The following is a 23,453-nucleotide window of genomic DNA, read 5'->3' as shown; positions in this document are numbered from 1 at the left end:
TATGACGATGTACGAACCGGATTCGCCACCTTCCCAAACAAAAGTCCTCCCTACGATGTATGATTTACCCAGTGAAGACCCGGAGGAACCCGGTTTGCCTGACGAATTCCACGACTTTCAACCTGAACTGCTGCGTTTAACCTGTCGCCCCGCAAACCATCCGCCAGAACAAATATTTATAGCGAGAGACCTTAATCTCTACTACGATTCTAACCATCTCAATTGGTACAAAAGACCTGATTGGTTTGTCGTCTTGGGGGTTCCGAGATTTTATCGAGGTGACGAATTACGCCTCAGCTACGTGATGTGGCAAGAAAATGTCAGTCCTCTGGTAGTAATAGAACTGCTATCACCTGGAACTGAAGATGAGGATTTAGGAATTACAGAAGAATCCCGAAATAAACCGCCTACTAAGTGGCGAGTTTACGAACAGATTTTGCAGATTCCTTACTACTTTGTTTTCAGTCGGTACAACAATCAACTGAGAGTATTTCGTTTGATTAGCAATCGTTACCGCGAACAAGTTTTAACCGAACCCAGATTCTGGATACCGGAATTAGAATTAGGTATAGGTTTGTGGGAAGGTTGTTATCAAGGTTGTTCGAGGTTGTGGCTGCGTTGGTACGATGTCAGTGGCGATTGGGTTCTGACTCCAGAGGAGTTTGAAAGGCAGCGAGCCGAATTAGAAAGTCAGCGAGCCGAATCAGAAAGTCAGCGAGCTCAATTAGAAAGTCAGCGAGCAAATCGTTTAGCCGATCGCCTCAGAGCAATGGGCATTAATCCAGATGAGCTGTAAAATTAAATAGCAGCATGAAATGGTGCAAGCTGCAAGCGCTGTCCATAAAAACTTATTAACTAAAAATAAATTATGCCAGACTCTACCTCACTGCGCGATCGCTACCTAGCCCTAATCGACAAAATTGTCGAAATCACCCTCAAAGGTCAAATTCGCTCCAAAGAACAAGTTTATCAAATGCTGGTGCAAGACATTAGTACCGGTACTGGCGAAATCTTTGAACGCTGTTTCGGCGAACGCCTTGATGCCGCCGAAAATCAACTCAGAAATGAAAAAGACGAAATCAAACAAGCAAAGGCAAATCGCACCCTCAGAGCTCTCAAAACCATCCAAGGAGAATGGGAACGTTGGCAGAAAGATAACCGCGTCGATCGCGCAATTGCCTCCTCAATCCAACAAATCGTTAGTGCTGAATCTAATGCCCGCCTCTTGGCATTATTGCAAGTAATTGATCCGAATAAAGAACATCCGCTGACTCTAGATCAATTGCAGCAATTAGCCAAATCTCTGCACCAACAAATGCTGCAAACTGCCAATCCCGAAACCGAACAAGATTTGCAGCAAATCACCGCCGGCATCGCCAAAGGTTTAGAATCTTGGCAGCGTTTGGAACCGGAACTTGTGGGCTGGATTTATCAGCCGCAGCAGCTAGGATTTGCCGGTAGTCCCGAACAAAATGGGCCTTGGGCTTTTTGGGCAAAAAAAGTTAACAGTCCCTTTCCCCAGGCTCTTTTGAATACTATTGCGATCGGTGAATCTGTAGTTCAATTCGCAGCCCAGCAATCGAATTTAGATTTAGGCATATTGGTGGAATTAGCGATTATTTTGCAGTGCTTGCAGCGGGCGTTGGCGACATGGTTTGACAAGCAAGTTTACGATTCCAAAGTGTCAACAAAAGCTTCTATTTCTACTTACATTACTTTTGCGGTAATTTGGAGTCAGCTAGCTAGTGGGTTTAATAATTCTACCAAGAGCGGGGAGCAGTTAGCCAATGCTTGTTTTCAAGTAACTTTGCAAATTTTGCGGGCTTTTTCTCAACGAGAATACTTTCCGCTTTACGGGGGAATTTTTGCTTCATTTGATGGTAAAGCTCTGCGTCATACTTTGGATTATTTAGATGAACCGCTGCGGCGAGTTGAAGGCACTCAAGCAAAAGCTCGAATTCTGACGCTTTTGGGTTATTCGATGCAGGCGGCTGGGGCTTACGAGCGATCGATCTTGTTGCACAAGCAAGCGCTGGAAATTGCCCGTACCGAAGGAGACAAAGCTTGCGAAGTTGCCAATCTCAATCACATCAGCCGCAACTATGTTGCTCAAAAAAATTATCAGGAAGCGATTAATTACAGCCAGCGGGCTTTAATTATGGCACGACAAGCGGGAGAGCGACAAGGCGAGGCAAATGCTCTGGCTAATTTGGGTTACAGTGAAGTGTTTCAAGCGCGGCAGTTGGAGGAGGTGGAACCGGAGGTTTACGAGAGTGCGATCGGCTATTTGGAACAAGGTTTGTTGCTATCGGAAAAATTGGGCGATCGCCAAAGTCAAGCTTTTTGTTCCAGCAGTCTCGGTATCGCTAAAATTGCCCTGGAAAATGCTGAAGCTGCGATCGAATATTTGCTCAAAGGTTGGCAAGCGGCTCAATTCTCAGGGGATTTATATTTGCAAGGTCTGAATTTGGCTTACTTGGCTCAAGCTTATTACAGAATCAACTCACTAGAAAAAGCCATATTTGCTGGCAGTTTGGGGATGTATACTTTGGAGCAAATTGGTGCGATGGAGTGGCGTCAATCGGCTGGCTTGTTGACTATTTTGCGGGGTCAAATGGGGGCTGAATCTTTTAAACAAGCTTTGGCTAAAAGTCGAGCGAATATCATTCCGGCGATCGGTGTTGATGGGTACGATTACATCCCGGAGTTGCTGGAAAAATATCAGCAATCTATTTAACTCTTTGTGGAACAGGCCAAAAAGCCTGTTGCTGAGGGGGGTGCAAAATGTAAGTTTTAACTCACCCAATAGCTGCATTATCAATAAGTCTTTCATGGGCGGGCATGATGCCCAGCCCACAACCAAATTTAAGTCTTTGTGGAACAGGCATCTTGCCTGTTCATTTGTTTTTATGCACCCCAACCTCGGAATAACTAATGCTCAACTATCACCGGTGTGCCAACTGCGACTTTCTCAAATAAAGCCTGTGCGTCTTTGTCAAACATTCTGACACAACCGTGAGAAGCCGCCCCCCCGATCGACTCTGGATTCGGAGTACCATGAAAACCAATCACATTCTTGCCATCCGTCCAAAATCCCATCCACCTACTCCCTAATGGATTATCTGGCCCAGCAGGAATAAGTTCTCCTGTCCAAGGATTTTGCCAAACTGGATCTTTGATCATTTGCATCACTTTAAAATTGCCTGTAGGAGTTTCCCACCCGCCTTTTCCCACAGCAACCGGGAAACTGGTTTGCACCTTATTTTGTCGGTAAACATAGACGCGGCGTTCTCGCAATTTCAGGACTAAACGTACTTCCTCAATAGGATTTACCGCAGGCTTTGGTTCCTGGGGAATATAACGAAATGGTTCTCCCAAGGGCGGCAGTTCTGGGGTTCCAAGATTCGGCAATTGTGTCTCGGATGTGGGCCGCTGCGCTGCGATCGCACTATTACTTGAATTAGCCACCAATTCGGCAGTCGCCTGCTGCTGTAGGCCGACCGACAGCGCGGCTGCACTCAAGCTCAGTACAATTAACTTGTTAAACGAAAATTTGCTCTTCACCATTGTTTTCTTCGCTAAACTCCTCACCAGCATTTCCTACAAAGTTCCTATCTAATTATCCGCCAACCGCACCTGATGAGAAAATTTTTGAGATGGCTTTTTGACGGCAACTGCGCTGTACAGTTTTTAGTTGAAATTTCACCACTGATAACTTGTAGCTCAACACAAAGCTTAAGCAATAATACCAAAACAACAAGGTTTTTATAAGTAGCTCAGTGGAGTTACGCAATAGAATGTCGTTAAAAAACCCGGTTTATGGGTAAATCTTGCAAGAAAATGATTAAGTTTTCCCTCCGACTAATTGGATTTTTTAGTAATGGCCGACTGGCGATCGAGTATTCAAACTATGGCGCTGCTGTATCCGGCAAGCACAATCTGTCTTTGGGTAGAGTTCCCCCCAGCAACAGTTAGGTGGGCGGAAAAAAACTGCAACGGTCGATCGAATAAACTCAATATATCACGGCAACACTCTAGAGATGCAAACCGCTGAACTTGTTGTAAATCGGGAACTTATGATGTAAAATTTAGTCTTTCAATACTTGTTCGATAATCTTTTTTTGAGATTGTCATAAATTTCCTACTCTGGGGATTAAACTGGATTAGGTATAGAAGTTGGGACTTTCGTGCAGCGGAAGCAAACCCGACCCTGAATAGCAGTTAATGTGAGGTTTCAATGCGTCTTCAGAACATCAAATTATTGACAGGTGCAACACTGTCGGTGGTAATTTCGGCGGTCTCAGTAAATCCTGCGATGGCTAACCCTGCAACTCAAATAGCCCAAACGCAGACCACCACAACAGCAAACACTACAACCATTGTCGGTTTTGTCAAAAGTATTGTCGGCGATGTAGTAACTATTCGCGAAGAAAGCGCGCCGTACAGGACTCTCAGGATTCAAAGATGCGTCCTGAGAATTATTGGCTTAGTACCGGGAATGAAAGTCAGAGCCACCGTCGCCGGATCTCAGATCCAAAATATCGCGGTGATCCCCGATTATAAGGTGGTCGCCACAACGGTTGCTCGTCCCGCAACCCCAGCACCGGCACCGCGTCCGGCTCCAGAACCGCCACCGCGTCCGGCTCCTCGTCCGGCTCCGGCTCCGGCTCCTCGTCCGGCTCCCCGTCCAATTCCGGCTCCGGCTCCGGCTCCGGCTCCTGTGAGAGGACTTTGGTAGACCTAGGTTATACGATTTTAGATTTTTGATTGTCGATTTTCGATTGAAAATTGGCAATGACAATCAAGCAATTTGATCCGGGCCCCCCGGATTTATTAGTAGGATCGCTTTCTTCAATCAACAATCTAAAATCGCAAATCTAAAATCGATTGACTGATGAAGCTCAAGGTTTGAAACACGGGCCTACAGTTGCCTTCTTTTTTTGCAACTGGTATGAGTAAGCGAAATTAAGTCACCGCGCACGCGGTGGCTTCGCTGTTTAATAGCAGTTAGAATAATATAATTGTCTAGCAATTGTGGAGAAATCGCTGCTATGTATTACCTGCGTTTCTTGCTACTAATTCTGCTGTTGCCGATGATTGCGTGCGATCGAGCTACAGATGCGATCGCCCCTGCTGTGGGCGACAACGGCCCCGTGTCGCAAATTCCCTCCCGTGCACCGCTGGGAAATGTTGGGACAAATCAAATTGTACCGACCAAACCGCTTTCGCCGCAGCCAATCCGCATTGTTGCTACTTCTTTGCCGCGGCCAGGAGCCAGCGAAAGCGCCTCAAAACCTCCTCAAGTAATACCGATTCCCGCATCGCCAGTGCTGCGAGTGCCTCCTGGCTTTGTCGTCAACGTTTTTGCTGACAATTTAGACGCTCCCCGATGGCTGGCTTTGACGCCGACAGGCGATGTTTTGGTAACAGAAACCCGGCAGAATCGGATTACACTGTTGCGGGATGCCAACGGCGACGGCGTTGCTGAGGTTCGCAAGACTTTTGCAAGTGCTCAAAACGGGTTAAATATTCCCTTTGGCATGGCTTTTGCCGATCGCTATTTTTTCCTCGGAAATACCGATGAAGTTCGCCGATTTCCCTACACAAAAGGGCAGGAACAATTGACCGGTACTGGTCAAAAAATTGCTGATTTACCGGGCGGTGGCTACAACCAACACTGGACGCGAAATGTTGTCGTTTCCCCCGACAACAGCAAGCTTTTCGTCTCAGTTGGATCGCAGTCTAATGCCGATGTCGAACCGCTGCCGAGGGCGTCTGTTCAAGTGATGAATTTGGAAGGCAAGAACCAGCAAATTTTTGCTTCGGGTTTACGAAATCCGGTGGGATTGGATTTTCACCCAAAAACCAATCAACTCTACACGACAGTCAACGAACGCGACGGTTTGGGAGATGATTTGGTGCCGGATTACTTGACAAGAATTCGTCAAGGCGAGTTTTACGGCTGGCCTTACACTTATTTTAAGCCGAATTTGCTCGACCCGCGCCACTCCAGAAATGGCAATAGCGATCGACCTGATTTAGCGACTAAAACATTAATGCCGGACGTTTTGTTTCAGGCGCATTCGGCGGCTTTGGGGCTTCAGTTTTACGACGGCAAAACGTTTCCCAAAAGATTTCTCAACGGGGCATTTGTGGCGTTTCGCGGGAGTTGGAACCGGAACGCTGGAACTGGTTATAAAATCGTGTTTGTACCTTTTAATGCCGCGAACGGGCGCCCTCAAGGTTATTATGAGGATTTTCTGACTGGTTTTCTCACAGATCCGTCGGGCCCGACAACTTGGGGAAGGCCGGTTGGTTTGCTGGTTTTACCTGACGGGAGTTTGCTATTTACTGAGGAAGCGAACAACCGGATTTATCGGGTGCAGTATCGCGGGTGACGATGGGGGGATTAATAAATTCTTCACCAGCGTCTACTTTTTGTTGAATCAACAATGGATCTTCTTTTCTAATTTCTATTCAATTTGAGATTCGCTGGGTTGGGGCGGGTTTTGTAGACAGATTGCCTGCTGTTGGTTGTGATTGCGCGCTAAAACCGCCTCTACAACCTCGAATATATCAGAACGATCGAGATTTTGCGATCGCCCTTTAAAATCCAGAACCGGGTTGTTTGAGAAATTCCGCTTCTTCGGGGGTTGTTTCGCGTCCTAGAATTTCATTGCGGTGGGGAAATCTCCCAAAACGTTCGATTATTTCCAAATGCTTCTGCGCGTATTCAATGACTGAATCGCTGTCAGGTTCGCCGCTGAGTTGGCGAAATAGTTCCACAGATTTTTGCTGGTTTTCTAATTTTTCGCTGTGTTCAAAAGGCAGATAAATAAACCATTTTTGTACAGTAACCAATTCGCGATCGAAGTTATGATTAATAGCGTATTCGGCGGTGGCTAAAGCTTTGCTGTCTGTGGCGAATGCTTGGGGCGTTCCGCGAAACATATTGCGCGGAAATTGATCGAGCAGTATAATTAATGCTAGGCAGTATTCGGGGGAATCTTGCCATGAGTCGAGTTGACCGGAGGCGGCTAGTTCGTATTGCGGGAGAAAGCCCGATCGCACTTCTGCATCAAAATCCGCATCTTTTTCAAACCATTTCTTGTGGACTTTGCCAAACTCAGGAGAGTGCGCTCGACCAAACCAAAAATCTAAAACTTCATTCATTACCAATCTAGTGTGCGATTGATTCTTGATGGGAATTTAGGTATCTGTAGTTGCACAAAATCTACTTAATATGCAACTACAAATCCCAGGGATTAATTATTACCAAAGATGACTCCACCCAAACACAGGTATTTGCTTTCCGACGCTATCGAGGGTCGAGAAAAAAAATTAGATTACAGAGTTTAAGCTTCCAGATTCATCTGTTATCGAGTAAATCTAAAATCTAAAATCTAAAATCTAAAATCTAAAATCGACTGACTTAGGAACCTTTGTTGTCCAGTGCTTAAATTTACGAACTAGCAAACAATCTGTCCCAAGTTTTGCCTCCCACAACTCCGTCTACAGGAATATGAGCTTGCCGCTGAAATCTTTTCACTGCATCTTCGGTTGTCGGACCGAAAACGCCATCAATTACGATCGGGTGTCGGGACAAGCCCCGCGCGTTCAACAACTTTTGCAGTTTCTTCACATCGTGCCCTTTCGAGCCACATTTTAAAATCCTTTTATGGTGTCTTACTACTGGTTCGTGGCAATCATTAGTGGGGCAAATTGCGCTGCCCGCTGTATAGTTTGCTGCATTTGCGCCAGTCAAAACTAATAAGCCCAGAACTGCAAGTAAATAATAAAAAGTCTGCGATCCAACCATACTTTCCCTGTTAATTTTCTCAAGCGTTTTTTGCAAGTTGGACGATTGTTTGAGGGTGAGAAACCGGGTTTCTGGGATGGGGGCATCCAATCTCGATTCACCTGGTTTCTGGCAACAGTCAACCGACATTCTACAATATAAGTGGCTTTACTGCAAAATCTCCGATCGTGCAAGTTAAATTTTGTTGCTGTTTGGTAGCAGCAAAGGTAACAATAACTTCGCAGGCAACTGCAACTGTCAGGATTACCAAGTTTCGCGCCAGCGGGTAATCGCAAACGTCATCATTCGTCGCTGAAGGAACCCGATAGTGTTGGTTCCAAATTATTTCGGAGTAATCGGCAGCTAATCCGACGTGCACGCAGGGAAGGGAGACACTCGCACAGTAATCCTTGACTGCTTGCCGCCCGACACTGTTATCAAAAGTATCGATGATTGTGGCGCTGTTGGCAAGCAGCCGATCGACATTTGCGGGTGTCAATTCTTTTGAGTGCGCGTCAATGCTGACTCCCAAAGCGCGGTAGAGGTTGTTGGCGAGAATTTTGGCTTTGAATGCGCCGATGTCCGATCGATAATAGGGTTGAGTGGAAAGGTTGCGTTCCTCGATGCGATCGCGATCGATGACTTTTAACTGACAAAAGCCCGATCGCGCCAGACTTTCTGTAATATTCGCACCCAAAGCGCCCGCGCCGCACACCGTTACCGGAAAATTTTTGATCTGCGACATCACTGCGGCACTTCTGTAAAGTTGTTCGTGAAAAAATATACTCATGGTCAGTAGTCAGTAGTCAGTAGTCAGTAGTCATTATTTCCTATCTATCTTCAACTACTCCAACTAATGATTGCAAGTCGAAGTCTTTGTCCAATCCGCTGAGACAAATGCCAGCACTCATAACAGTCAAGTCATTTTTGGCGATCGCAGAAGTGTGGTGTTCTCCTGTTCCGCTAGTCCATTCAACTAGCCAATAATTTTCGCGATCGAAAAAATCCCGCAATTCACCGCCTCCCATTTTCAACGCCCGCTGCAAGCGCTTTTCTTCCCGCACTTTCGGATCGAAACCTTTAATATTTCGGGACACCAATTCGTAAACTGTTCGCATTTCCGGTGTCATCCCTTTGAAGCGAACTTCTTGAGGCAAAATCAACTTTTTTAAAGCTGCTTTCAACTTTTCAGATGGCAGCGGATCGGCGCGCCTGTCAATCTCTTCAAACCACAAACAATGACCGTCCCACCGCGCAACAATCGGCTCAAATTGCGAACCTTCAGTTACTAAATGAACTGGTACGGGTTTCGCAACACCTGTGCGCTGTTTAGCATCAGATTCGTTAACAGGATAAGCCAGCCAACTTTGCCCTTGCAGCACACAAGCCAAGTGCAAGCGAACAGGTACGAGCAGTTGCAAATACTCGGCCACTTGCGGCAAAATCGGCTCCTCAATTACCGCAACAATTTTCTCATTTACTGGCGCAAAAATAGCCCATCCTTCAAAGCTGCGTGGCTGCGGTTGAAAAGTATAAACCATTGAGCTAACTCTTATCCGCACGCTTCCCCCGCGCACGCAGGGAGCCAGGAATTGGGTATCGAGTAGTTGCCCTTCTTTGGCCGCAAGTTGGCTGAGAATTCTGCGAATATCTGCCAATGGATTGACCTCCGTAATCTTACTTATTGTACATAACGCACTTTTAATTAAAGCCACTACAAAGAATTGTAAACACTCTTGACACGAATGAATATCCTAATATAATATTGAGCGAGGATAGAATTTTAACCTTGTAAATATCTCAAGTAAATATGCTGCCAAAGCTTTTTTCTAAGTTGGTTGTAGTGACAGCTCTGACACTTCCTATTTTGGGGTCAGCCCAGGTAGCTAAAGCTCAGACCACCTATGGAGCTACTGCTTATTCTGCGACTTCTGGCGCCACTGGTATTAGTTGGAATCATGATTCACAGAGAGGCGCACTAAACGCAGCAGTAGCCGCTTGCAATGAAGAAACAGGAGGTGCTGACGACTGTGAAGCGCTGACCTATAATACCAATAATTGTGGAGCGATCGCATTAGGCGAAGGAGGAGCAGGTGCGGGCTGGGGTGACGACAAATCAGCAGCAGAAGCTCAAGCTCTCGCCGCTTGCAGCGAACTAGAGGGTGGCCGTTGTAAAGTGAAGCTTTCAGCTTGCAACGAATAATTAAACTGATAAAAATCGGTCGGAGTTGTTTATATTTTCGCTGGTAAAACAGCTTATAAAATGGTAAGTGTAAAGTGCTCTTCGGCGCACCTTCCACTTACCATTCGGCTAAACGTAGGGTGCTATCAGAGCGCACCTTACAGTTAATCTCCTACTTCGGAAGTAACTGCATCAGGTGGCAGCAAACTTTCTAATCTATCTTTAGACCAGTATTCAGTAGGATAAGCGAGTGCAATAATATCAGAGAGTCGAATCAGCCACGTAACTTGTCCGTAAGCATCGATATTTTCCGCCTGTTCGTTAGGGGGAACTATCACCAAAAGTTCCACGAAGTCCGCAAACAAATTAATCGGGATGCCGCCAAAACTGCTATTATTTGTTTTAATCCAAACTTTGCTGCCTCGATCGAGAGCTTCTTGCAGTCTGGTGCAAAGCAAACTGGATTTTTTGACCTGGGATTTTTTGGCTTTCGACTTTTTTCCCATAGTTTTAAGAAGTTAAAGTAGTTGTATTGTGGGTTGCACAGTTCGTTGAACCGTGGGTTGAGATTTAGTGCGATCCTCTTCGTTGGCGTAGCCCCCGTAGGGGCGGGCTTTCTTTCGGATCGCAACGCTTTCGCTAACGCGGTTTGGTATTGAAACGGACAAAAGGAAAAAGGGCGATCGCCCCCTCGCTACCCCATTACTCTAGTCTATAAGAAAGTGCTGTACTGCGATCGTAATAACAATTTAATCGCAAAATCGGGAAATGACACCAGTTCGCAAAAAATGCGACTCTAGCCAAGGTTCAAACCCTTAATTCATCAGTGATGCCCAATCTAAAATCTAAAATCTAAAATCTAAAATGGTAGGACCTGCGGTGGCACTGTTACAAAGTCAGTCCACAAGACCCGTGTTTCTACTGTGCCCAAATGCAGTATAATTGGCGGAATCTTCCCCAATCGTTTAAGTAAAACAATGGACTGGCGAAAGCTCATTAATCCAAACCCGAAAGCTTCAACAAGTCAACCAGCAGCCCCAGAAACTCGATTGTCTGTAGAATTTTTGCTAGGGCTCTTTGCTGCGGGATGGACTCAACAGCAGGTGTTAGAGAAATATCCTGCACTGACTGAGGGAAAGTTGCGCGCTGCTTTGGCTGCTGCTGATTCCCAGTTACTGTCATCCATCGCTAATCCAGAATTACAAGAAATTATCGCAGAAGGAAGAAGAAAGAAGTCGATGTGAAAATGCAATAATACGAATCGCTTGAGGAAAGGCAGTCGGGAGTTTGGGAATAAAGGGCGATCGGATTCCTCACTCTATGAGTTTACTCTCATTTGTAGGATTTTTTCAGTATCATTCTCTTCATCAAGCCCAAATTTTTTGCAAACTTCATCGAGTGTCTGAGGTTGAATGACTCTTGCTTTAGCTCTTTTTAATGCTGTAAACAAACGAGTTGCATTTGCAGGCGACCTCAGCAAATAAAGCGTTTCTAGCAAACTTTCTAATTCTGCCTCAGAAATCAAAACGGCATTTTTGCCGCTAGGCCTAGTAATAACTATTACTTCCCCAGTTTCAACAGCGCGATTACAGAGATTTTCTAAATTTGCTTCTGCTTCAGTGTATGTAATCTCAGTTGACATAAAATTCTAACTCCGACTAATTTAATGACTCAACTTTTCTCACTTTACTAATAGTGATAGCGCCCTTTCAGAAAATCAATACGGTCCTCACTTACTAAATAAACAATACGATGTTCTTTATTCAAGCGACGCGACCACGCGCCCGAAAACTCGTATTTCAAGGGTTCCGGCTTGCCAATGCCTTCAAACGGGTCTCGCAGAATTTCTCTGACCATTTTGATTAAGCGTAACGCCATCTTGCGGTCAGTTTGTACCCAATATTCTAGGTCTTCTAAAAACTCCGGCTGAAAAACGGCCTGACGTTCTACGCGATCGCTCTCACCCTCAGCACTCATCTGGCAAACCCTGAATCATTTTTTCAATTTTATGCTCCCTCCTAGAAAAAATAAAGTGAGCATTGGCCGCAAGCTTAACTCACGAGCCATGCTCAATTATATCACTTGTCATCCCTCACAGGCAGCGACGTGTCCATAATTTCCATCAACAATTCCAGTCGCGAAGGACGACTCAACATCGGCACTAAATTCGGCAAGGAGTAATAATCACCTGCAAAGGTAAAGGTTTCCACCGATACTTTTTTGTCCTTCAATTGCTTCTGGACATATTCGCACCAAGAACCAACTCGCACAATCACAACATCAGGATTTACCCCCAAACTGCGGCAGTAATTCTGATAAGCATCTGCAAAATAAGGTGCAGCATTTTCGCCTTCATCTGTTACGATAATGAATTGCTCGACAACCTGCTTTTTAATTCGCATTGCTTCCACCGCGCAACCGCAACTTGTGCCGCCGCCGCTGCGAATGTGTTTGAAAGCGGCTTCCCAGTCTGTCAATTCGCTGCCGTTTGCTTGCACTGGATACGGTATCGTGTCAAAGGCATAAACGAACAAAGCAGCGTCGGAGATGCCGGAAATCAAAGCAGCGAGACGCTTGCCGACTTCGATCGCACTTTCCATCGAACCCGACTTGTCAATCAACAAACCGGTTGCTTTCGCAATCTTGCCGCGCTTCTTCACCTGTTCGTTTGTCACCGCTTCCAGCTTCGCCGCCGTTGCTGCGTCGAAGTTCGCGCCCGCGCCCGCAACACTCGCTTTGTAAGCAGAAACCCGATCGCACTTTGCCGCTTCATCCAGCTTCGAGTCAATCAACTGCTTAACTTCGGCGTGATCCATCGCGCCACGCGACTGAATCGATTTCAAATTGTTGATGACTTCCTGCGGCGACATCGAATTAATCAGCGCGGCCAAAACCGTTGGCGTTAGCTGTCTGATCGCACCAACTGCGATCGTATACGGAATCTTGTACTCAACAATCAAATTCGCCTGTTCCGCAGGTGTCGCCGCCTTTGCTAACTGCTTCAAAACGAATGCCAGAGAGTCTTCCGGCGGATTGTCTTTAAACAGGATAGCATTAGCGCGATCGCTCGGCTTGACGTGCAGCGTTGCGTACAAATGCTTCATCGCCTTGCGGTTGCGGATGGCGGCGCGATCGAAAAACTGTGCATTCTTTTCCCGCGATTTCAGATAGCGAGTGACAGCAGTGCGCGCGCTGCGGGGAACCTTATTCTGGTGCTGCTTCATAAAGTCCACAATCCGCGAAACCTCGTAGGGAGGGAACTCTTGCAGCATCATAAAACCGGCATCTCGGTGTTCCGTCAGCGCCGAAGTCAGCAAATTTCCAGCAAAAACTTCCTTGTGATCGCGCACGTCGCCGTGACGTTGATACCACACTGCTAAATGACCGTAAAATATTGGGTCTAATTCGATAATTAACTTGTGAATTTCTGCTACTTTTTCTAATTGACGGTGCGGAGTTGTGAGGAGACTGTTGAACATTTCCAAACGCAAATCGCGCTCTGCTGTATTCATATTCATTGGTGTTACCTTCCTATTCGATTTTGGATTTTGGATTTTAGAAGTATTCAAAATCGGTGGTTGGCAGTTGTTGCACGCTAGCAAGTGAAATTTAAAAATCACCGCGCAAGTTTGGGGAGCTTTTTTTTAGTAAACCTATGGCTAAACCTAATAGGGTCTGTATGTAAGCTCTCGCGATTGGGGCGCGGCAAAAACTGCGATTTTAAATTAACTATTTCAGGGAAACTCTTTCTAATTCGATCGCTCTCAAGTCTGGTTCAACCCAGCTATTTCGGGCTTCCCAAGACATCAGCCGATCGCGCGTGTAGTAGCGAAATGGTAAATTGCGTGAAGCGGAGCTATCCCGTAGGGAATCGGCATATTTGGCAATCAAACCATTAGCCAGATATACGATCGAGCGATTTTGGCTTTCATCGGCGAGATATCGGCGAATAATTCGTACCCAAAACAGCGTTAGCGTTTCGTGATACCCACTGTTTTTTGTGGTTTCAATTCCTTGAGCCGAGTTGTAACTTTTAATGCCATTGCGAATCGCATTTATCACTTCTTGCTCCGAGTCATAACACAGATACCACAGGGCAACAGTTAAATGTGCTTCGTGGGTCCATTGACTTCGCGACAGGTTGCCTTCTTGGAAGGCATGAATCAGACTGTCTATCTCCTTGGGCGATCGGTAAATTGCCAGTTTTTTTCTCATGGCTAATACCCAATTTATTTTTGAGGACGGAAGTCTTCAATACAAACAGGATTACTTAATTATTATCCTGAATTAACAACAAGAGTTTATAGCGCCTAAAAGGTCACTTCGCGCAAGTCAAGAAAGCCGTTGGCACATACGCAGGAGTTGAACCCGCGACCAGTCCCTTAAGAGGGAATTGCTCTACCAATGAGCTAGTATGTAAGCTTCCTTTGTTGGGGCGCCAAGTGGAACTTTTAAGCGCCGGATAGATATAACAAATTCAGCTATAAGAGGCAGCGCACAAGTCAGAGAAGCTTTAGCCTCACGGCAAGTAGGAAGAGACTGTTGGCGAATTCGCAGGGGGTGTTACCCATCACCTCTGGGAGGCAGTATTTCCGTTCACTATTGGTAGTTAATGGCTATATGGTCAATTTGAAATTTAGTCTAGAACCACTATTTTTAGGGGTGAGAGGTGAAGCCCTTTATTGATTCGCCAACAGTCTCGTAGGAATTGAACCTACAATTCGATTTTAAGTCGAACGTATCCAGTTTGTAAGCTTCTTTTGTTAGGGTGCGCTGCCTAATACGTGCTTTAAATGAATTTCTAGCCGTAAACGGCTTCTGGGCGGACAATTAAATCGCCGCTGGGACGGCGATCCAGAACGTAAGACTCGAAGCGATCGCCTTTGACATCAAAATGATTTGCTAGACGTTCCTTAATAGCCTTGTCGCTCATGCCTGCCGCGATACCCAGTTGGTCTTCTGCCAGATCGTAGGAACGTCCTTCAAAACGAATGTGAACCATCACCGATACCTCCTAGAGCAATTTTGGATTTGGGATTAGTAGCTTATCTGCTCTCGACTTTGGCTTTTTGTGAGACTTAGCAAATTGCCAGTATCGGTAAAGATTCACGAAATCTGATAATCTTTACTGAAAGAAGCGCCGTTCTCAATGATAAGCTTGTTTGATTTTACGGATTTCCTCAGCCTTTTTGCTTGATTTAAATCTGGCTGAAATTGTCTGTTCTGAATCCGCATGAAATTCGTCGAAATTAGACTGATTTCGTACAATATCTGACTCTGTTCGAGTCAGTTTGTAACCGAACAGTCTCGTATAAAGTAACAACATGACCATCGAGTCTATATTACAAGACTTTCAAATTGATGTTCGTTGAAATTTTGAGCAATATTTAGTTGTCAACGTTCAGAATTTGCACGAAAAATACAGGTTTTTGCTTGTCCTGCGCTTTCCATACTTATATACTACATACATACTACACAGGTGTCAAGGGGGTAGCAAAAGTTTTTTAGATAAAACTTACACGAGTGGCGAGAAACCGGGTTTTTTCACGAAAATATTTGGTTGCTACCCGCATATCCGGTAAAAAACCGGGTTTCTTGGGTCGGAGTGCGTAAGTCCTGAGATATTGCACCATTCTCAATAAGCTTTTTATGAATAGGCAAGATGCCTGTTCCACAAAGAGTAAATTTTCTTGTGGAACAGGCATCTTGCCTGTTCGTGAGAATGGTGCAAGATGTGAGTAAGTCCCTATCAATTAAATATCCTTAACATAAGAAATGCTCTTGCGAATATTGTGAAAGCCTACTGATTCGTAAAGCCGCAGCGCACCGCAGGAATTTTCAGCATCGACGCCGAGAATAGCCGTCTCGACACCGGCAGCTTTGAGTCGATGCAAACCAGCCAGCAACATTGCTCGTCCCAATCCAATTTTGCGGAAGCCGCGCCGCGTACCGAGAACACCAATCCAGCCTTCGTTTCTGCCGGTGCGATCGTTTTCATCGGGGTTAATTTCGCAGTAGCAAAAAGCGGCAAAAGTGCCGTCTGCTGCAACAGCGATCGAATCTAGATCGTTTCTATAATTGGGTAGAGTTGAATAGTAATTGGATTTCTCTACTGTAAAATCGTGGTGGTTCCAGTGGTCGATAAACGACTGGTTGAACATTTCTACCCAAGCTTCCGCATCCTGTTCGCAGGAGACTTGACGCAGCAAGAAACCTTCGGGAAATTGCGGTTCTGGGATTGGTTCACAGAGCGATCGCGCCATGCGGAAAAAATAGCGATCGGCCCTGAAACCGCAACTTGCGAGCACAGAAATGCGATCGCAATCCTCAGCGCGAGCCCAAGATCGCAGCTTCACGGGCGCGCTCCGCATCGCAGACACCTCGCGCATCCGCACTTCACCCCAGGCGATCGCGGCTGCTTCCACATCGCCGGATCGCGCGTCGGGGTGGACGCGAAACCACAGCCAACCGTCAATTACTTCCCCCGGTTCAGAAACCGACAACTGAGCAAAACCGATTAATTTTCCTTCCGCATCTTCCCAAAGGCGGATATCGCGGGCTTTGTCTAGGGACGGTTGGTTAAATTCTTGTTCTAATTCCGAGATGGAAGTACCTTCATCGAGCCGATCAACTTCTTCGCAAGTATTGATTAAATGTGCGATCGCATCTAAATCGCGATCGCCCCCATAGCAGCGCGCCGAGAGACTTGCCATCATAGCTAATCACCATTTCCTGTTGTTATTCAGTTTAAAAATAGCTTGGGCGATCGCACTTTTATCGATCGGGCGGGTCGATTGACCTTAAAAATCCGAAAACGCAAACACTCACTGTAATCCAACCGCTACCGCCCTTGGCTGCTATCGTGAGCGAAAAATGGGCTAAAAGCGACATACTAGAGACAGTTTAAAGTCTCAAAGCCTTGTGAATAGTAGGTTATTGGGGATGGGAGTAGAAGGACTTGAACCTTCGACCTTGAGATTAAGAGTCACCTGCTCTAACCAACTGAGCTATACTCCCGCATCTAAGCTATTATAACACAACCGTTCTGAAAAATCAACTTTTTTTGTAAAAATTTGTGGCGATCGGTCTGACTCAACATTGAAATAGAGAAAATACCGCATACAATTTTTGTGTAATTCCTAGAAGATCATTTTGTAGTAAGGACTTCAGTCTTTTTTCGCCCGCAGTAATTGCAACTAATAAAGTCCTTATCGCTAATGCTTCACTCGATAATGAAGCAACATGAAACCGTTGCTGTAGATTTTGCGATCGGCAACTTCCAAATTGGTCGGCTCGATTGCACCGGAAAAAAGAGGAATTCCCGCTCCAATTACTACCGGATTCAACTTCACAATCATCTCGTCAATCTCAGAAAAAAGAGTTGCCGCTAAAGCCCCACCACCGCACAGCCAGATGTCTTTAGCTGTTTCTTTTTTCAATTCCCTAACAAATGCAACAGGATTGTCCGCAACAAGTTGAATATTCTCATCAGGACTGGCTTCCATAGTGCGCGAAAATACATACTGCTTCAAGCTGGGATAAGGATTAGTTACACCAACATTTAGCCCTACCTCATAGGTTTTCCGTCCCATCAAAACCGCATCAAACTGCTTGTTTTCTGCACGAATGCCTCGTGCTTCCTGAAAGTGAGCCGGAAAAGTTTCAGGAAAGGAATCGAACAAATCAGCGAAATGCTCTCCTTCCATGGGAAAACAATCAAATGAGCCATCTTCGCGAGCAATAAACCCGTCAACGGTGCAAGCAACGTAATATTTTAGTTTTCTCATGTTTCACCTTATTTTATTAAGTTGTTTGGTTACTGCTTGTTTCTGAATGTAACTAATATATCCAATCGCTCCCTTGGTTAGAGATTTGCGATCGACCTTTTTATTTGTTAGCGCACAGTTTCGCAGCAGCAGCCATTTTATCGCGCTGCGCCCGCATCCCTACAGACGATCAGAGCAAAGCGCGATCGGTACTCGGAAAGAGGATAAGCTGATGTCAACTAAACATGACTGCTTGAAATGGCTGACAAAGAAGAGACTGCTGTGATCAAAGTCACAGTTCCCAAGCGTTTGCACGAAAAACTGAGAAACATCTCCCAGCAGACAGGAGTTCCTATGTCCACTCTGCTAGTCATGGCGGCTATCAAGGAATACAACCTCGTGGAGGAAACTGAAAGTAAGTAACTAATAGCATACTGTAAGTACCCTTGAAAGGTACTATATGGTACAACCCAGGAATAGTCAGCCCTGGAGGTGTGCTTGTGAATCAAGAAGAACTCGAAGCCCTTGTCGATGAACTCGGCTTAGTGTCAGTCGTCAGCCTGCTGGCAAATATCTGCCACAACAAAGCCCGACAAACCTTGTGCCTGAAAGGACAAGGGGCTACTCCTTATACCGCTTGGAACAGCAATGGCTTCTTGCTGAAGCAGTTGATGACCAGACTGCGGCCAATCGGCAGCTACGATCGCGATTTAGACCTCAAGAACAACTGAGGTTCTGAGGTTCAACCCGTGCAAGTGCGTAAAGCATTGGTTTTGGTCGGTTAACAGCCGAGTATGTATGCTTTAACTGTTAGGGCACGGGTTGAAACTCTTCGATTTGGACTTGAACCTTGAATGGAGAGGACGGGACTCGAACCCGCATCGATCGACAGCAACTTTCAGGAAACGCGCTTCCTTACTGCCCGCAAGCAGACGGGAACTGCCCCCATCTCGGACTGTTAATTCCTTTCAGTGCCTCCGCAACCCGCTGCCAGTTTGCGTTTTCAGGGAACGTCGCGAAGCAACTTTTTACCCTACTCAACAAACCCGATCGTCCTTTTGGGAGCCGCTTTTCCAAAGTTTTTACGGTGCCATTCCACTTAGGTGACCTCCCCATAATTTTGCTCGCTGTATGATAGTAAATCTCGTGAAAATAATTAACCATAATTCTCCCTTATTTATATATAAAATCATAAGAAATCCACCGAGGAGGTACTGCCCCTCCTATCCCCGCGTTATCAGCACGGTGTCTCGCTTTTCGACTTCCGGTGGTTAAAAGGAAGATGAAGGAATCGAACCCTTACAGTTACCTGTACCCCAGTTTTCAAGACTGGTTGCCAACCATTTAGCGGCATCTTCCAAGGGGTGTCTGACGGGGATTGAACCCGCTATTACTGGTTCCACAAACCAGCGCCGCGACCGCTTTGGCTTCAGACACCGCAGTGGAATCAAGGAGAATCGAACTCCTAACCTCTTGCGTGCAAAGCAAGCGCTCTACCAATTGAGCTATGACCCCGGGTAAAAGATTCACCTGTCGAGTAAATCTAAAATCTAAAATTGGTGTGGTGGATTGCGATCGGATTTGAACCGATATCTTTCTAACAGCCAGTTAGATGCTTTACCAATTAAGCTACGAACCCCAGACAGCAGGAGCGGTAGGACTCGAACCCACAACATTCGAGGTAGAAGCTCGACACTCTATCCACTTGAGTTACACTCCCGTATTTTTTGTTGATTTGTACGATTCCCTACGGGATAGCTGCGCTTCACGCACTTTGACGTGCAAGTTATCAGAGCATTGCGTTTTCTCAGTTACTAGAGGGACTGGGCCGATGAGTTATTACACACTCTTTAAAGGATGGCTACCTTTAAGCCAACCTGCCGGGTTCAATGCACTCCTCGTTCTCAAACGCCCGCTGAATTTGACAGCGTTACCTTTCCTCTCGTACTAAAGTATGTAGGCTCCAAAGATAGGGACACGCAAAGGGCGATCGCTCTTACTAGAAAAAATTATCCATTCAATGGAATCAACCTCCTTAAATTAAAGCAAAAACAACGAGAGTGGCAGGACTTGAACCCACAACATCCGCGTCCGAAGCGCGGCGCTCTATCCATTGAGCTACACTCCCATAAATTAGTAGTCCTGACAGGAGATTACCCCGCGTCTGCTTGTAAGGCAAACGCTCTACCATCGAAGCTCAGGACTACAAAAGCGGATGATGGGACTCGAACCCATGCGCTGAGAATGGCATACTCAGATGCTAGCCGCTACATGACATCCGCAAACCGATTTTAGATTGGAAATTTGAGATTTTGGATTGAAAAAACCTCTCGTTTAGCCAAGCGGATAACGAGGCTCGAACTCGTGCCTAGAGTTTGGAAGACTCGAATGCTACCGTTACACCATATCCGCAATTAGTTTAGCGATTGTATCTCTTTAACCTCAACATACAGCCTTTACAAAATTGTCAAGTAAGTTTGCGTTGGACTGATGGGTAAAGTTACTAATCGCTGATTTTTTAAATCTAATTCAATTCCCAGGGCTTCGAGAGGAATCACGCCTAATAAAGGATTCATACCTCCGGGCAATTCCAAACACTCAAACGTGCCTTCGCGTCCTACTAAAGAAATTTTAGCATCCTGAAAAATTCTGGCTTTACCAATGCCATTAGCAGTCTCTACATCCACTTCTTTGAGCAATTCTAAACCGAGTTGTGCAATGATACTTGCAGGCAAACACAATGTTGTTGCACCTGTATCAACTAGCACATTATTTAGAGTGACTGAACGGATTTGGTCGGAAGGCATAAATCCTCTGGCTGCGACATTTTGATCGGCGCGGTTAGTCACGGTGAGTGTGGTAATAATTTTTCCCATTGAGGTGTTGTCAGTTGCTAGCATAGTTTAACCTTGAACTACTCAACCTCAATTATGACAAGTTTTTGGAAAAATGAGTACGATCGTCCTTAGCTATTTGCTAAACTAGCGTTCGGAGATAAAACACATGAAACTTATACTTACAGCACCAAATCCCGAACTATTCGCGGCATTCCAAGAACATTTTTTCTACTTACCCAATCTCGAAATTACCAACAAATGTTTCGAGGATTTAACCGAGTATGACTGTTTGGTGAGTCCCGCTAATTCATTTGGCATGATGGATGGCGGTATCGACGCAGCTATCGTTAGTTTTTTCGGTCATTCTCTGATGGTTAGGGTTCAGCAGCATATCTTGGAAGACTATTTAGGCGAACAACCAGTTGGCACGTCATTCATCATCGAAACTCACCATCCCAAACATCCTTTTCTCGCTCATACTCCCACCATGCGCGTACCTATGTCTGTTGTGGGTACAGACGTTCCGTATGTGGCAATGTGGGCAATGCTATTAACAATTCGGCGCTACAATCGACACGCAGAACGTAAAATTGAGAGTGTCGTTTGTCCGGGTTTAGGAACGGGGATAGGCAGAGTTCCTTATCGCGAAGCCGCGCGGCAAATGGCGCTGGCTTACGACTATTTTGTTTATCCCACGCCGTATGTAAACTGTTTTGTTGCCGCAGAACGACAACTGCAAATTTGGGAAGGTGGCGATCGCAATTCTGGCTAAATAGCGATCGTATTTTCCCAAGCAGGTGACAGGAGTTGAACCTGCAAGAAAGCTTTACAAGAGCCTCATGTTGCCAATTACATCACACCTGCATTTTTGGTGGCGGGGGCAGGAGTTGAACCTGCTATTAAGAGGCTTATGAGACCTCCAAGCCTACCCAGGCTACTTCACCCGCAATGTCACCAAATACCCCTGACTGGCATCGAACCAGCACTGACTAGATCCTAAATCTAGCGCCTCTCCCAATTGGGCTACAGGGGCAAAACCGATTTGAGATTTGAGATTTGAGATTGAATAAAACCTCATACCCCTGACAGGCCTCGAACCTGCAAAAAACACTCGTTCTGAGCGAGTGATGTTTTCCAATTACATCACAGGGGTAAAGTCGGGATGGTTGGATTTGAACCAACGACTCCATGCTCCCAAAGCATAGCTTCTGGCCGCTGAATTACATCCCGCTCATGCTCCTAGTGAGACTCGAACTCACACTCAAAATAAAACAGATTTTAAGTCTGCCGCGTCTGCCAATTCCGCCACAGGAGCAAGTAGAAACTTAGTTAAAAATTTGGTACTCCTGGTGAGATTTGAACTCACACAACACAATTTTTGAAATTGCGGCCTCTGCCAATTGGGCTACAGGAGTGTAATTTATCTGCTTTGGTAATAGCAGAACTGGGAAGGCAGGGATCGAACCTGCATTTTGCCGCTTTCAAAGAGCGGTGCCATACCGATTAGGCGACTTCCCAATTATTGGGTGCCGGGGTAGGCTTTGAACCTACAGAAACTCCTATTTCAGAGATAGGCGACTTTACCAATTTGTCTACCCGGCAATTAAAAAAATGGCTGCCCCAGTAGGACTCGAACCTACAACCTAGCGGTTAACAACCGCTTGCTCTACCATTGAGCTATAAGGCAATGCAATCCCCCAAGTCAGTATCGAACTGACGACCTCTTGTTCTTCAGACAAGCGCTCTACCAACTGAGCTATCGGGGGAAAACGGAGAAGGAGGGATTTGAACCCTCGACGGCTGTTAAACCGCTCTTTCTTAGCAGGAAAGCGCCTTAAGCCACTCGGCCACCTCTCCACAGCGAGAACGAAGGGATTTGAACCCTCAATCTTCAGTTTTATTCACTGAGATGTTATCCGGCTACACCACGCTCTCAAGATTGCAACTGCATATTAAATACAGTTACAAATGGGTCGGGCTGGAATTGAACCAGCAACGCTTTAAGCTACTGTTTTACAGACAGCTACCCACACCAATAGGAGGGCCGACCCAAGATAGAAATTTTGGTAGGTCGTCGAGGAATTGAACCTCGATCCATCCGCTTAAAAGGCGGCTGCAAAACCATTCTGCCAACGACCCACGAGAAGTGCTGACGGGAGTTGAACCCGCAAATCACTTGGGTGAAAACCAAGCGGCTTAAACCATTTGCCTACAGCACTATAAATTGGCACAGGAACTGAGATTTGAACTCAGAATTCTGGTTTTGGAGACCAGAGTGTTGCCAGTTACACCATCCCTGCTTTTGGTGGCAGCGGCGGGATTTGCACCCGCATTGACCAAGGTATGAACTTGGCGCTTTACTATTAAGCTACGCTGCAATGTCACTTTCGCTTCGTTCCTTTTCAAAGTTAAAAATTTCAATTAAAAGACTGTTAGTTTAATCTTTTAATTTCTAATTTTTAATTTCTGATAGGGAACAGAGGTTAGGGCGGGATTTGAACCCGCGAAAATCGGTTTTGCAGACCGACGCTTTGAGCCACTCAGCCACCTAACCTGGGAGTCCCGACGAGGTTTGCACTCGCAATCTTCACGCCAGAGGGGAAGACGGCTTGACTTTTGCCTACGGGACTTTGACCCGCCGAAAAACGGATACTTGCTTTCCGACAGGATGTGTGGATTTTAGACCAAAGTTCCAATTCCCAGATTCTTCTCCTGTGGAGTAAATCTAAAATCTAAAATCTAAAATCTAAAATCGACTGACGGGAGTAACGAGACTTGAACTCGCAACCTTTCGCTCGACAGGCGACTGCTCTGACCGATTGAGCTATACCCCCGCGAAAATGAACAATTTTCTGTCCTTGAATTACTCA

The 23,453-nt window shown here is 45.8% G+C and carries 23 protein-coding genes and 28 tRNA genes; 9 read left to right on the top strand and 42 right to left on the bottom strand.

Annotation, left to right across the window (positions count from 1 at the left end):
* Position 1: 1 nt before the first annotated feature.
* On the top strand, positions 2 to 796 hold the full coding sequence (locus QUA03_RS01565; RefSeq protein WP_445304829.1) for a Uma2 family endonuclease: 795 nt from the start codon (positions 2 to 4) through the stop codon (positions 794 to 796).
* A 72-nt stretch (positions 797 to 868) separates the two neighbouring features.
* Positions 869 to 2,737 carry a tetratricopeptide repeat protein gene (locus QUA03_RS01560; protein WP_333209096.1) on the top strand — a complete coding sequence of 623 codons (1,869 nt, stop codon included), beginning with the start codon at positions 869 to 871 and terminating at the stop codon, positions 2,735 to 2,737.
* Between the two features lie 194 nt (positions 2,738 to 2,931).
* Here QUA03_RS01560 and QUA03_RS01555 read toward each other — a convergent pair whose 3' ends face one another.
* Positions 2,932 to 3,567, bottom strand: coding sequence for a L,D-transpeptidase (locus QUA03_RS01555; RefSeq protein ID WP_333209094.1), 636 nt, complete (start codon positions 3,565 to 3,567; stop codon positions 2,932 to 2,934).
* Between the two features lie 670 nt (positions 3,568 to 4,237).
* Here QUA03_RS01555 and QUA03_RS01550 point away from each other — a divergent pair.
* Together QUA03_RS01550 and QUA03_RS01545 are read left to right on the top strand one after the other, a co-directional pair.
* Positions 4,238 to 4,738: an autotransporter gene (locus QUA03_RS01550; protein ID WP_333209092.1), complete on the top strand. Its 501-nt coding sequence runs from the start codon at positions 4,238 to 4,240 to the stop codon at positions 4,736 to 4,738.
* A gap of 313 nt (positions 4,739 to 5,051) precedes the next feature.
* Positions 5,052 to 6,398 (top strand): sorbosone dehydrogenase family protein, encoded by a 1,347-nt coding sequence (locus QUA03_RS01545; RefSeq protein WP_333209090.1) that lies wholly within the window; start codon positions 5,052 to 5,054, stop codon positions 6,396 to 6,398.
* Positions 6,399 to 6,606: 208 nt separating this feature from the next.
* Here QUA03_RS01545 and QUA03_RS01540 read toward each other — a convergent pair whose 3' ends face one another.
* From QUA03_RS01540 to QUA03_RS01525, 4 genes are all read right to left on the bottom strand, one after another.
* Entirely contained in the window at positions 6,607 to 7,173 is a 567-nt protein-coding gene (locus QUA03_RS01540; RefSeq protein ID WP_333209088.1) for a DUF924 family protein, read from the bottom strand.
* 289 nt (positions 7,174 to 7,462) lie between these two features.
* Positions 7,463 to 7,909 carry a peptidoglycan-binding domain-containing protein gene (locus QUA03_RS01535; RefSeq protein WP_333209086.1) on the bottom strand — a complete coding sequence of 149 codons (447 nt, stop codon included), beginning with the start codon at positions 7,907 to 7,909 and terminating at the stop codon, positions 7,463 to 7,465.
* Positions 7,910 to 7,949: 40 nt separating this feature from the next.
* Positions 7,950 to 8,588 (bottom strand): ThiF family adenylyltransferase, encoded by a 639-nt coding sequence (locus tag QUA03_RS01530; RefSeq protein WP_333209085.1) that lies wholly within the window; start codon positions 8,586 to 8,588, stop codon positions 7,950 to 7,952.
* Positions 8,589 to 8,628: 40 nt separating this feature from the next.
* The gene (locus tag QUA03_RS01525) at positions 8,629 to 9,456 is read right to left on the bottom strand and encodes a hypothetical protein (protein WP_333209083.1); all 828 of its coding nucleotides are present in this window, start codon (positions 9,454 to 9,456) and stop codon (positions 8,629 to 8,631) included.
* A 152-nt stretch (positions 9,457 to 9,608) separates the two neighbouring features.
* Here QUA03_RS01525 and QUA03_RS01520 point away from each other — a divergent pair, with 152 nt between their 5' ends.
* Positions 9,609 to 10,001 (top strand): DUF4189 domain-containing protein, encoded by a 393-nt coding sequence (locus QUA03_RS01520; RefSeq protein ID WP_333082037.1) that lies wholly within the window; start codon positions 9,609 to 9,611, stop codon positions 9,999 to 10,001.
* Positions 10,002 to 10,144: 143 nt separating this feature from the next.
* Here QUA03_RS01520 and QUA03_RS01515 read toward each other — a convergent pair whose 3' ends face one another.
* On the bottom strand, positions 10,145 to 10,486 hold the full coding sequence (locus tag QUA03_RS01515) for a hypothetical protein (RefSeq protein WP_333209081.1): 342 nt from the start codon (positions 10,484 to 10,486) through the stop codon (positions 10,145 to 10,147).
* Between the two features lie 471 nt (positions 10,487 to 10,957).
* On the opposite strand from QUA03_RS01515, the gene QUA03_RS01510 reads away from it, so the two are divergent.
* Positions 10,958 to 11,224: a DUF433 domain-containing protein gene (locus QUA03_RS01510; protein ID WP_333209079.1), complete on the top strand. Its 267-nt coding sequence runs from the start codon at positions 10,958 to 10,960 to the stop codon at positions 11,222 to 11,224.
* A 74-nt stretch (positions 11,225 to 11,298) separates the two neighbouring features.
* Here the strand turns inward: QUA03_RS01510 and QUA03_RS01505 are convergent, their stop codons facing one another.
* From QUA03_RS01505 to QUA03_RS01465, 9 genes are all read right to left on the bottom strand, one after another.
* Entirely contained in the window at positions 11,299 to 11,622 is a 324-nt protein-coding gene (locus tag QUA03_RS01505) for a type II toxin-antitoxin system prevent-host-death family antitoxin (protein ID WP_333209077.1), read from the bottom strand.
* Positions 11,623 to 11,669: 47 nt separating this feature from the next.
* A complete protein-coding gene (locus QUA03_RS01500; protein WP_333209076.1) occupies positions 11,670 to 11,957 on the bottom strand; it encodes a Txe/YoeB family addiction module toxin in 288 nt (95 codons plus the stop codon).
* A 101-nt stretch (positions 11,958 to 12,058) separates the two neighbouring features.
* Positions 12,059 to 13,498, bottom strand: coding sequence for a hypothetical protein (locus QUA03_RS01495; RefSeq protein WP_333209074.1), 1,440 nt, complete (start codon positions 13,496 to 13,498; stop codon positions 12,059 to 12,061).
* A gap of 211 nt (positions 13,499 to 13,709) precedes the next feature.
* On the bottom strand, positions 13,710 to 14,195 hold the full coding sequence (locus tag QUA03_RS01490) for a hypothetical protein (RefSeq protein ID WP_333209072.1): 486 nt from the start codon (positions 14,193 to 14,195) through the stop codon (positions 13,710 to 13,712).
* A 130-nt stretch (positions 14,196 to 14,325) separates the two neighbouring features.
* Positions 14,326 to 14,398, bottom strand: a tRNA-Lys gene (locus tag QUA03_RS01485).
* Between the two features lie 383 nt (positions 14,399 to 14,781).
* Positions 14,782 to 14,982: a hypothetical protein gene (locus QUA03_RS01480; RefSeq protein WP_333209070.1), complete on the bottom strand. Its 201-nt coding sequence runs from the start codon at positions 14,980 to 14,982 to the stop codon at positions 14,782 to 14,784.
* Between the two features lie 751 nt (positions 14,983 to 15,733).
* A complete protein-coding gene (locus tag QUA03_RS01475; RefSeq protein ID WP_333209068.1) occupies positions 15,734 to 16,696 on the bottom strand; it encodes a GNAT family N-acetyltransferase in 963 nt (320 codons plus the stop codon).
* A gap of 227 nt (positions 16,697 to 16,923) precedes the next feature.
* A tRNA-Lys gene (locus tag QUA03_RS01470) sits at positions 16,924 to 16,997 on the bottom strand.
* 197 nt (positions 16,998 to 17,194) lie between these two features.
* The gene (locus QUA03_RS01465) at positions 17,195 to 17,767 is read right to left on the bottom strand and encodes a dihydrofolate reductase family protein (RefSeq protein WP_333209066.1); all 573 of its coding nucleotides are present in this window, start codon (positions 17,765 to 17,767) and stop codon (positions 17,195 to 17,197) included.
* Positions 17,768 to 18,004: 237 nt separating this feature from the next.
* On the opposite strand from QUA03_RS01465, the gene QUA03_RS01460 reads away from it, so the two are divergent.
* Together QUA03_RS01460 and QUA03_RS01455 are read left to right on the top strand one after the other, a co-directional pair.
* Positions 18,005 to 18,169 carry a ribbon-helix-helix domain-containing protein gene (locus QUA03_RS01460; protein WP_333033738.1) on the top strand — a complete coding sequence of 55 codons (165 nt, stop codon included), beginning with the start codon at positions 18,005 to 18,007 and terminating at the stop codon, positions 18,167 to 18,169.
* Between the two features lie 77 nt (positions 18,170 to 18,246).
* Positions 18,247 to 18,477 (top strand): hypothetical protein, encoded by a 231-nt coding sequence (locus QUA03_RS01455; RefSeq protein WP_333209065.1) that lies wholly within the window; start codon positions 18,247 to 18,249, stop codon positions 18,475 to 18,477.
* A gap of 545 nt (positions 18,478 to 19,022) precedes the next feature.
* Here QUA03_RS01455 and QUA03_RS01450 read toward each other — a convergent pair.
* The 9 genes from QUA03_RS01450 to QUA03_RS01410 all read right to left on the bottom strand — a co-directional run bounded on the left by QUA03_RS01450 (position 19,023) and on the right by QUA03_RS01410 (position 20,646).
* Positions 19,023 to 19,105: transfer RNA gene (locus QUA03_RS01450), tRNA-Ser, on the bottom strand.
* 4 nt (positions 19,106 to 19,109) lie between these two features.
* A tRNA-His gene (locus QUA03_RS01445) sits at positions 19,110 to 19,183 on the bottom strand.
* A 5-nt stretch (positions 19,184 to 19,188) separates the two neighbouring features.
* Positions 19,189 to 19,261 (bottom strand) — tRNA-Ala (locus QUA03_RS01440).
* A gap of 47 nt (positions 19,262 to 19,308) precedes the next feature.
* Positions 19,309 to 19,385: transfer RNA gene (locus QUA03_RS01435), tRNA-Ala, on the bottom strand.
* A 7-nt stretch (positions 19,386 to 19,392) separates the two neighbouring features.
* A tRNA-Arg gene (locus tag QUA03_RS01430) sits at positions 19,393 to 19,466 on the bottom strand.
* Positions 19,467 to 19,801: 335 nt separating this feature from the next.
* Positions 19,802 to 19,874 (bottom strand) — tRNA-Arg (locus QUA03_RS01425).
* Positions 19,875 to 19,956: 82 nt separating this feature from the next.
* Positions 19,957 to 20,028 (bottom strand) — tRNA-Gly (locus QUA03_RS01420).
* A 59-nt stretch (positions 20,029 to 20,087) separates the two neighbouring features.
* Positions 20,088 to 20,158: transfer RNA gene (locus tag QUA03_RS01415), tRNA-Gly, on the bottom strand.
* A gap of 44 nt (positions 20,159 to 20,202) precedes the next feature.
* Positions 20,203 to 20,646, bottom strand: a complete 444-nt coding sequence (locus QUA03_RS01410; RefSeq protein ID WP_333101624.1) for a retroviral-like aspartic protease family protein — start codon at positions 20,644 to 20,646, stop codon at positions 20,203 to 20,205.
* Positions 20,647 to 20,749: 103 nt separating this feature from the next.
* Here QUA03_RS01410 and QUA03_RS01405 point away from each other — a divergent pair, with 103 nt between their 5' ends.
* Positions 20,750 to 21,355 carry a macro domain-containing protein gene (locus tag QUA03_RS01405; protein WP_333209063.1) on the top strand — a complete coding sequence of 202 codons (606 nt, stop codon included), beginning with the start codon at positions 20,750 to 20,752 and terminating at the stop codon, positions 21,353 to 21,355.
* A 20-nt stretch (positions 21,356 to 21,375) separates the two neighbouring features.
* On the opposite strand, the gene QUA03_RS01400 is transcribed toward QUA03_RS01405, so the two are convergent.
* From QUA03_RS01400 to QUA03_RS01315, 18 genes are all read right to left on the bottom strand, one after another.
* Positions 21,376 to 21,447, bottom strand: a tRNA-Thr gene (locus tag QUA03_RS01400).
* Positions 21,448 to 21,542: 95 nt separating this feature from the next.
* Positions 21,543 to 21,616 (bottom strand) — tRNA-Leu (locus tag QUA03_RS01395).
* Between the two features lie 124 nt (positions 21,617 to 21,740).
* Positions 21,741 to 21,813: transfer RNA gene (locus tag QUA03_RS01390), tRNA-Pro, on the bottom strand.
* A 4-nt stretch (positions 21,814 to 21,817) separates the two neighbouring features.
* Positions 21,818 to 21,898, bottom strand: a tRNA-Leu gene (locus QUA03_RS01385).
* 23 nt (positions 21,899 to 21,921) lie between these two features.
* A tRNA-Leu gene (locus QUA03_RS01380) sits at positions 21,922 to 21,998 on the bottom strand.
* 29 nt (positions 21,999 to 22,027) lie between these two features.
* A tRNA-Gln gene (locus tag QUA03_RS01375) sits at positions 22,028 to 22,101 on the bottom strand.
* A gap of 5 nt (positions 22,102 to 22,106) precedes the next feature.
* Positions 22,107 to 22,185 (bottom strand) — tRNA-Gln (locus QUA03_RS01370).
* Positions 22,186 to 22,195: 10 nt separating this feature from the next.
* Positions 22,196 to 22,270 (bottom strand) — tRNA-Asn (locus QUA03_RS01365).
* Positions 22,271 to 22,276: 6 nt separating this feature from the next.
* Positions 22,277 to 22,349, bottom strand: a tRNA-Phe gene (locus tag QUA03_RS01360).
* A gap of 4 nt (positions 22,350 to 22,353) precedes the next feature.
* Positions 22,354 to 22,440, bottom strand: a tRNA-Ser gene (locus QUA03_RS01355).
* A 4-nt stretch (positions 22,441 to 22,444) separates the two neighbouring features.
* Positions 22,445 to 22,518 (bottom strand) — tRNA-Tyr (locus tag QUA03_RS01350).
* Positions 22,519 to 22,552: 34 nt separating this feature from the next.
* Positions 22,553 to 22,634, bottom strand: a tRNA-Tyr gene (locus QUA03_RS01345).
* 13 nt (positions 22,635 to 22,647) lie between these two features.
* Positions 22,648 to 22,722 (bottom strand) — tRNA-Lys (locus QUA03_RS01340).
* Positions 22,723 to 22,727: 5 nt separating this feature from the next.
* Positions 22,728 to 22,802 (bottom strand) — tRNA-Glu (locus QUA03_RS01335).
* Between the two features lie 6 nt (positions 22,803 to 22,808).
* A tRNA-Trp gene (locus QUA03_RS01330) sits at positions 22,809 to 22,883 on the bottom strand.
* Positions 22,884 to 22,886: 3 nt separating this feature from the next.
* Positions 22,887 to 22,961 (bottom strand) — tRNA-Met (locus QUA03_RS01325).
* A gap of 102 nt (positions 22,962 to 23,063) precedes the next feature.
* Positions 23,064 to 23,137 (bottom strand) — tRNA-Cys (locus QUA03_RS01320).
* Between the two features lie 206 nt (positions 23,138 to 23,343).
* Positions 23,344 to 23,417, bottom strand: a tRNA-Asp gene (locus QUA03_RS01315).
* Positions 23,418 to 23,453: the final 36 nt, after the last annotated feature.

It is taken from the genome of Microcoleus sp. S36b_A4 (assembly GCF_036700645.1).
In the GTDB taxonomy this organism is placed as follows: Bacteria; Cyanobacteriota; Cyanobacteriia; order Cyanobacteriales; family Microcoleaceae; genus Microcoleus.
This window is presented reverse-complemented; position numbering and strand designations above follow the sequence as displayed.

Bases quoted from the DNA above. Each gene is read 5' to 3' on its own strand.
- QUA03_RS01565 (WP_445304829.1), top strand. From the start codon at position 2: ATGACGATGTACGAACCGGATTCGCCACCTTCCCAAACAAAAGTCCTC.
- QUA03_RS01560 (WP_333209096.1), top strand. From the start codon at position 869: ATGCCAGACTCTACCTCACTGCGCGATCGCTACCTAGCCCTAATCGAC.
- QUA03_RS01555 (WP_333209094.1), bottom strand. From the start codon at position 3,567: ATGGTGAAGAGCAAATTTTCGTTTAACAAGTTAATTGTACTGAGCTTG.
- QUA03_RS01550 (WP_333209092.1), top strand. From the start codon at position 4,238: ATGCGTCTTCAGAACATCAAATTATTGACAGGTGCAACACTGTCGGTG.
- QUA03_RS01545 (WP_333209090.1), top strand. From the start codon at position 5,052: ATGTATTACCTGCGTTTCTTGCTACTAATTCTGCTGTTGCCGATGATT.
- QUA03_RS01540 (WP_333209088.1), bottom strand. From the start codon at position 7,173: ATGAATGAAGTTTTAGATTTTTGGTTTGGTCGAGCGCACTCTCCTGAG.
- QUA03_RS01530 (WP_333209085.1), bottom strand. From the start codon at position 8,588: ATGAGTATATTTTTTCACGAACAACTTTACAGAAGTGCCGCAGTGATG.
- QUA03_RS01520 (WP_333082037.1), top strand. From the start codon at position 9,609: ATGCTGCCAAAGCTTTTTTCTAAGTTGGTTGTAGTGACAGCTCTGACA.
- QUA03_RS01515 (WP_333209081.1), bottom strand. From the start codon at position 10,486: ATGGGAAAAAAGTCGAAAGCCAAAAAATCCCAGGTCAAAAAATCCAGT.
- QUA03_RS01510 (WP_333209079.1), top strand. From the start codon at position 10,958: ATGGACTGGCGAAAGCTCATTAATCCAAACCCGAAAGCTTCAACAAGT.
- QUA03_RS01505 (WP_333209077.1), bottom strand. From the start codon at position 11,622: ATGTCAACTGAGATTACATACACTGAAGCAGAAGCAAATTTAGAAAAT.
- QUA03_RS01500 (WP_333209076.1), bottom strand. From the start codon at position 11,957: ATGAGTGCTGAGGGTGAGAGCGATCGCGTAGAACGTCAGGCCGTTTTT.
- QUA03_RS01495 (WP_333209074.1), bottom strand. From the start codon at position 13,498: ATGAATATGAATACAGCAGAGCGCGATTTGCGTTTGGAAATGTTCAAC.
- QUA03_RS01490 (WP_333209072.1), bottom strand. From the start codon at position 14,195: ATGAGAAAAAAACTGGCAATTTACCGATCGCCCAAGGAGATAGACAGT.
- QUA03_RS01480 (WP_333209070.1), bottom strand. From the start codon at position 14,982: ATGGTTCACATTCGTTTTGAAGGACGTTCCTACGATCTGGCAGAAGAC.
- QUA03_RS01475 (WP_333209068.1), bottom strand. From the start codon at position 16,696: ATGATGGCAAGTCTCTCGGCGCGCTGCTATGGGGGCGATCGCGATTTA.
- QUA03_RS01465 (WP_333209066.1), bottom strand. From the start codon at position 17,767: ATGAGAAAACTAAAATATTACGTTGCTTGCACCGTTGACGGGTTTATT.
- QUA03_RS01460 (WP_333033738.1), top strand. From the start codon at position 18,005: ATGGCTGACAAAGAAGAGACTGCTGTGATCAAAGTCACAGTTCCCAAG.
- QUA03_RS01410 (WP_333101624.1), bottom strand. From the start codon at position 20,646: ATGCTAGCAACTGACAACACCTCAATGGGAAAAATTATTACCACACTC.
- QUA03_RS01405 (WP_333209063.1), top strand. From the start codon at position 20,750: ATGAAACTTATACTTACAGCACCAAATCCCGAACTATTCGCGGCATTC.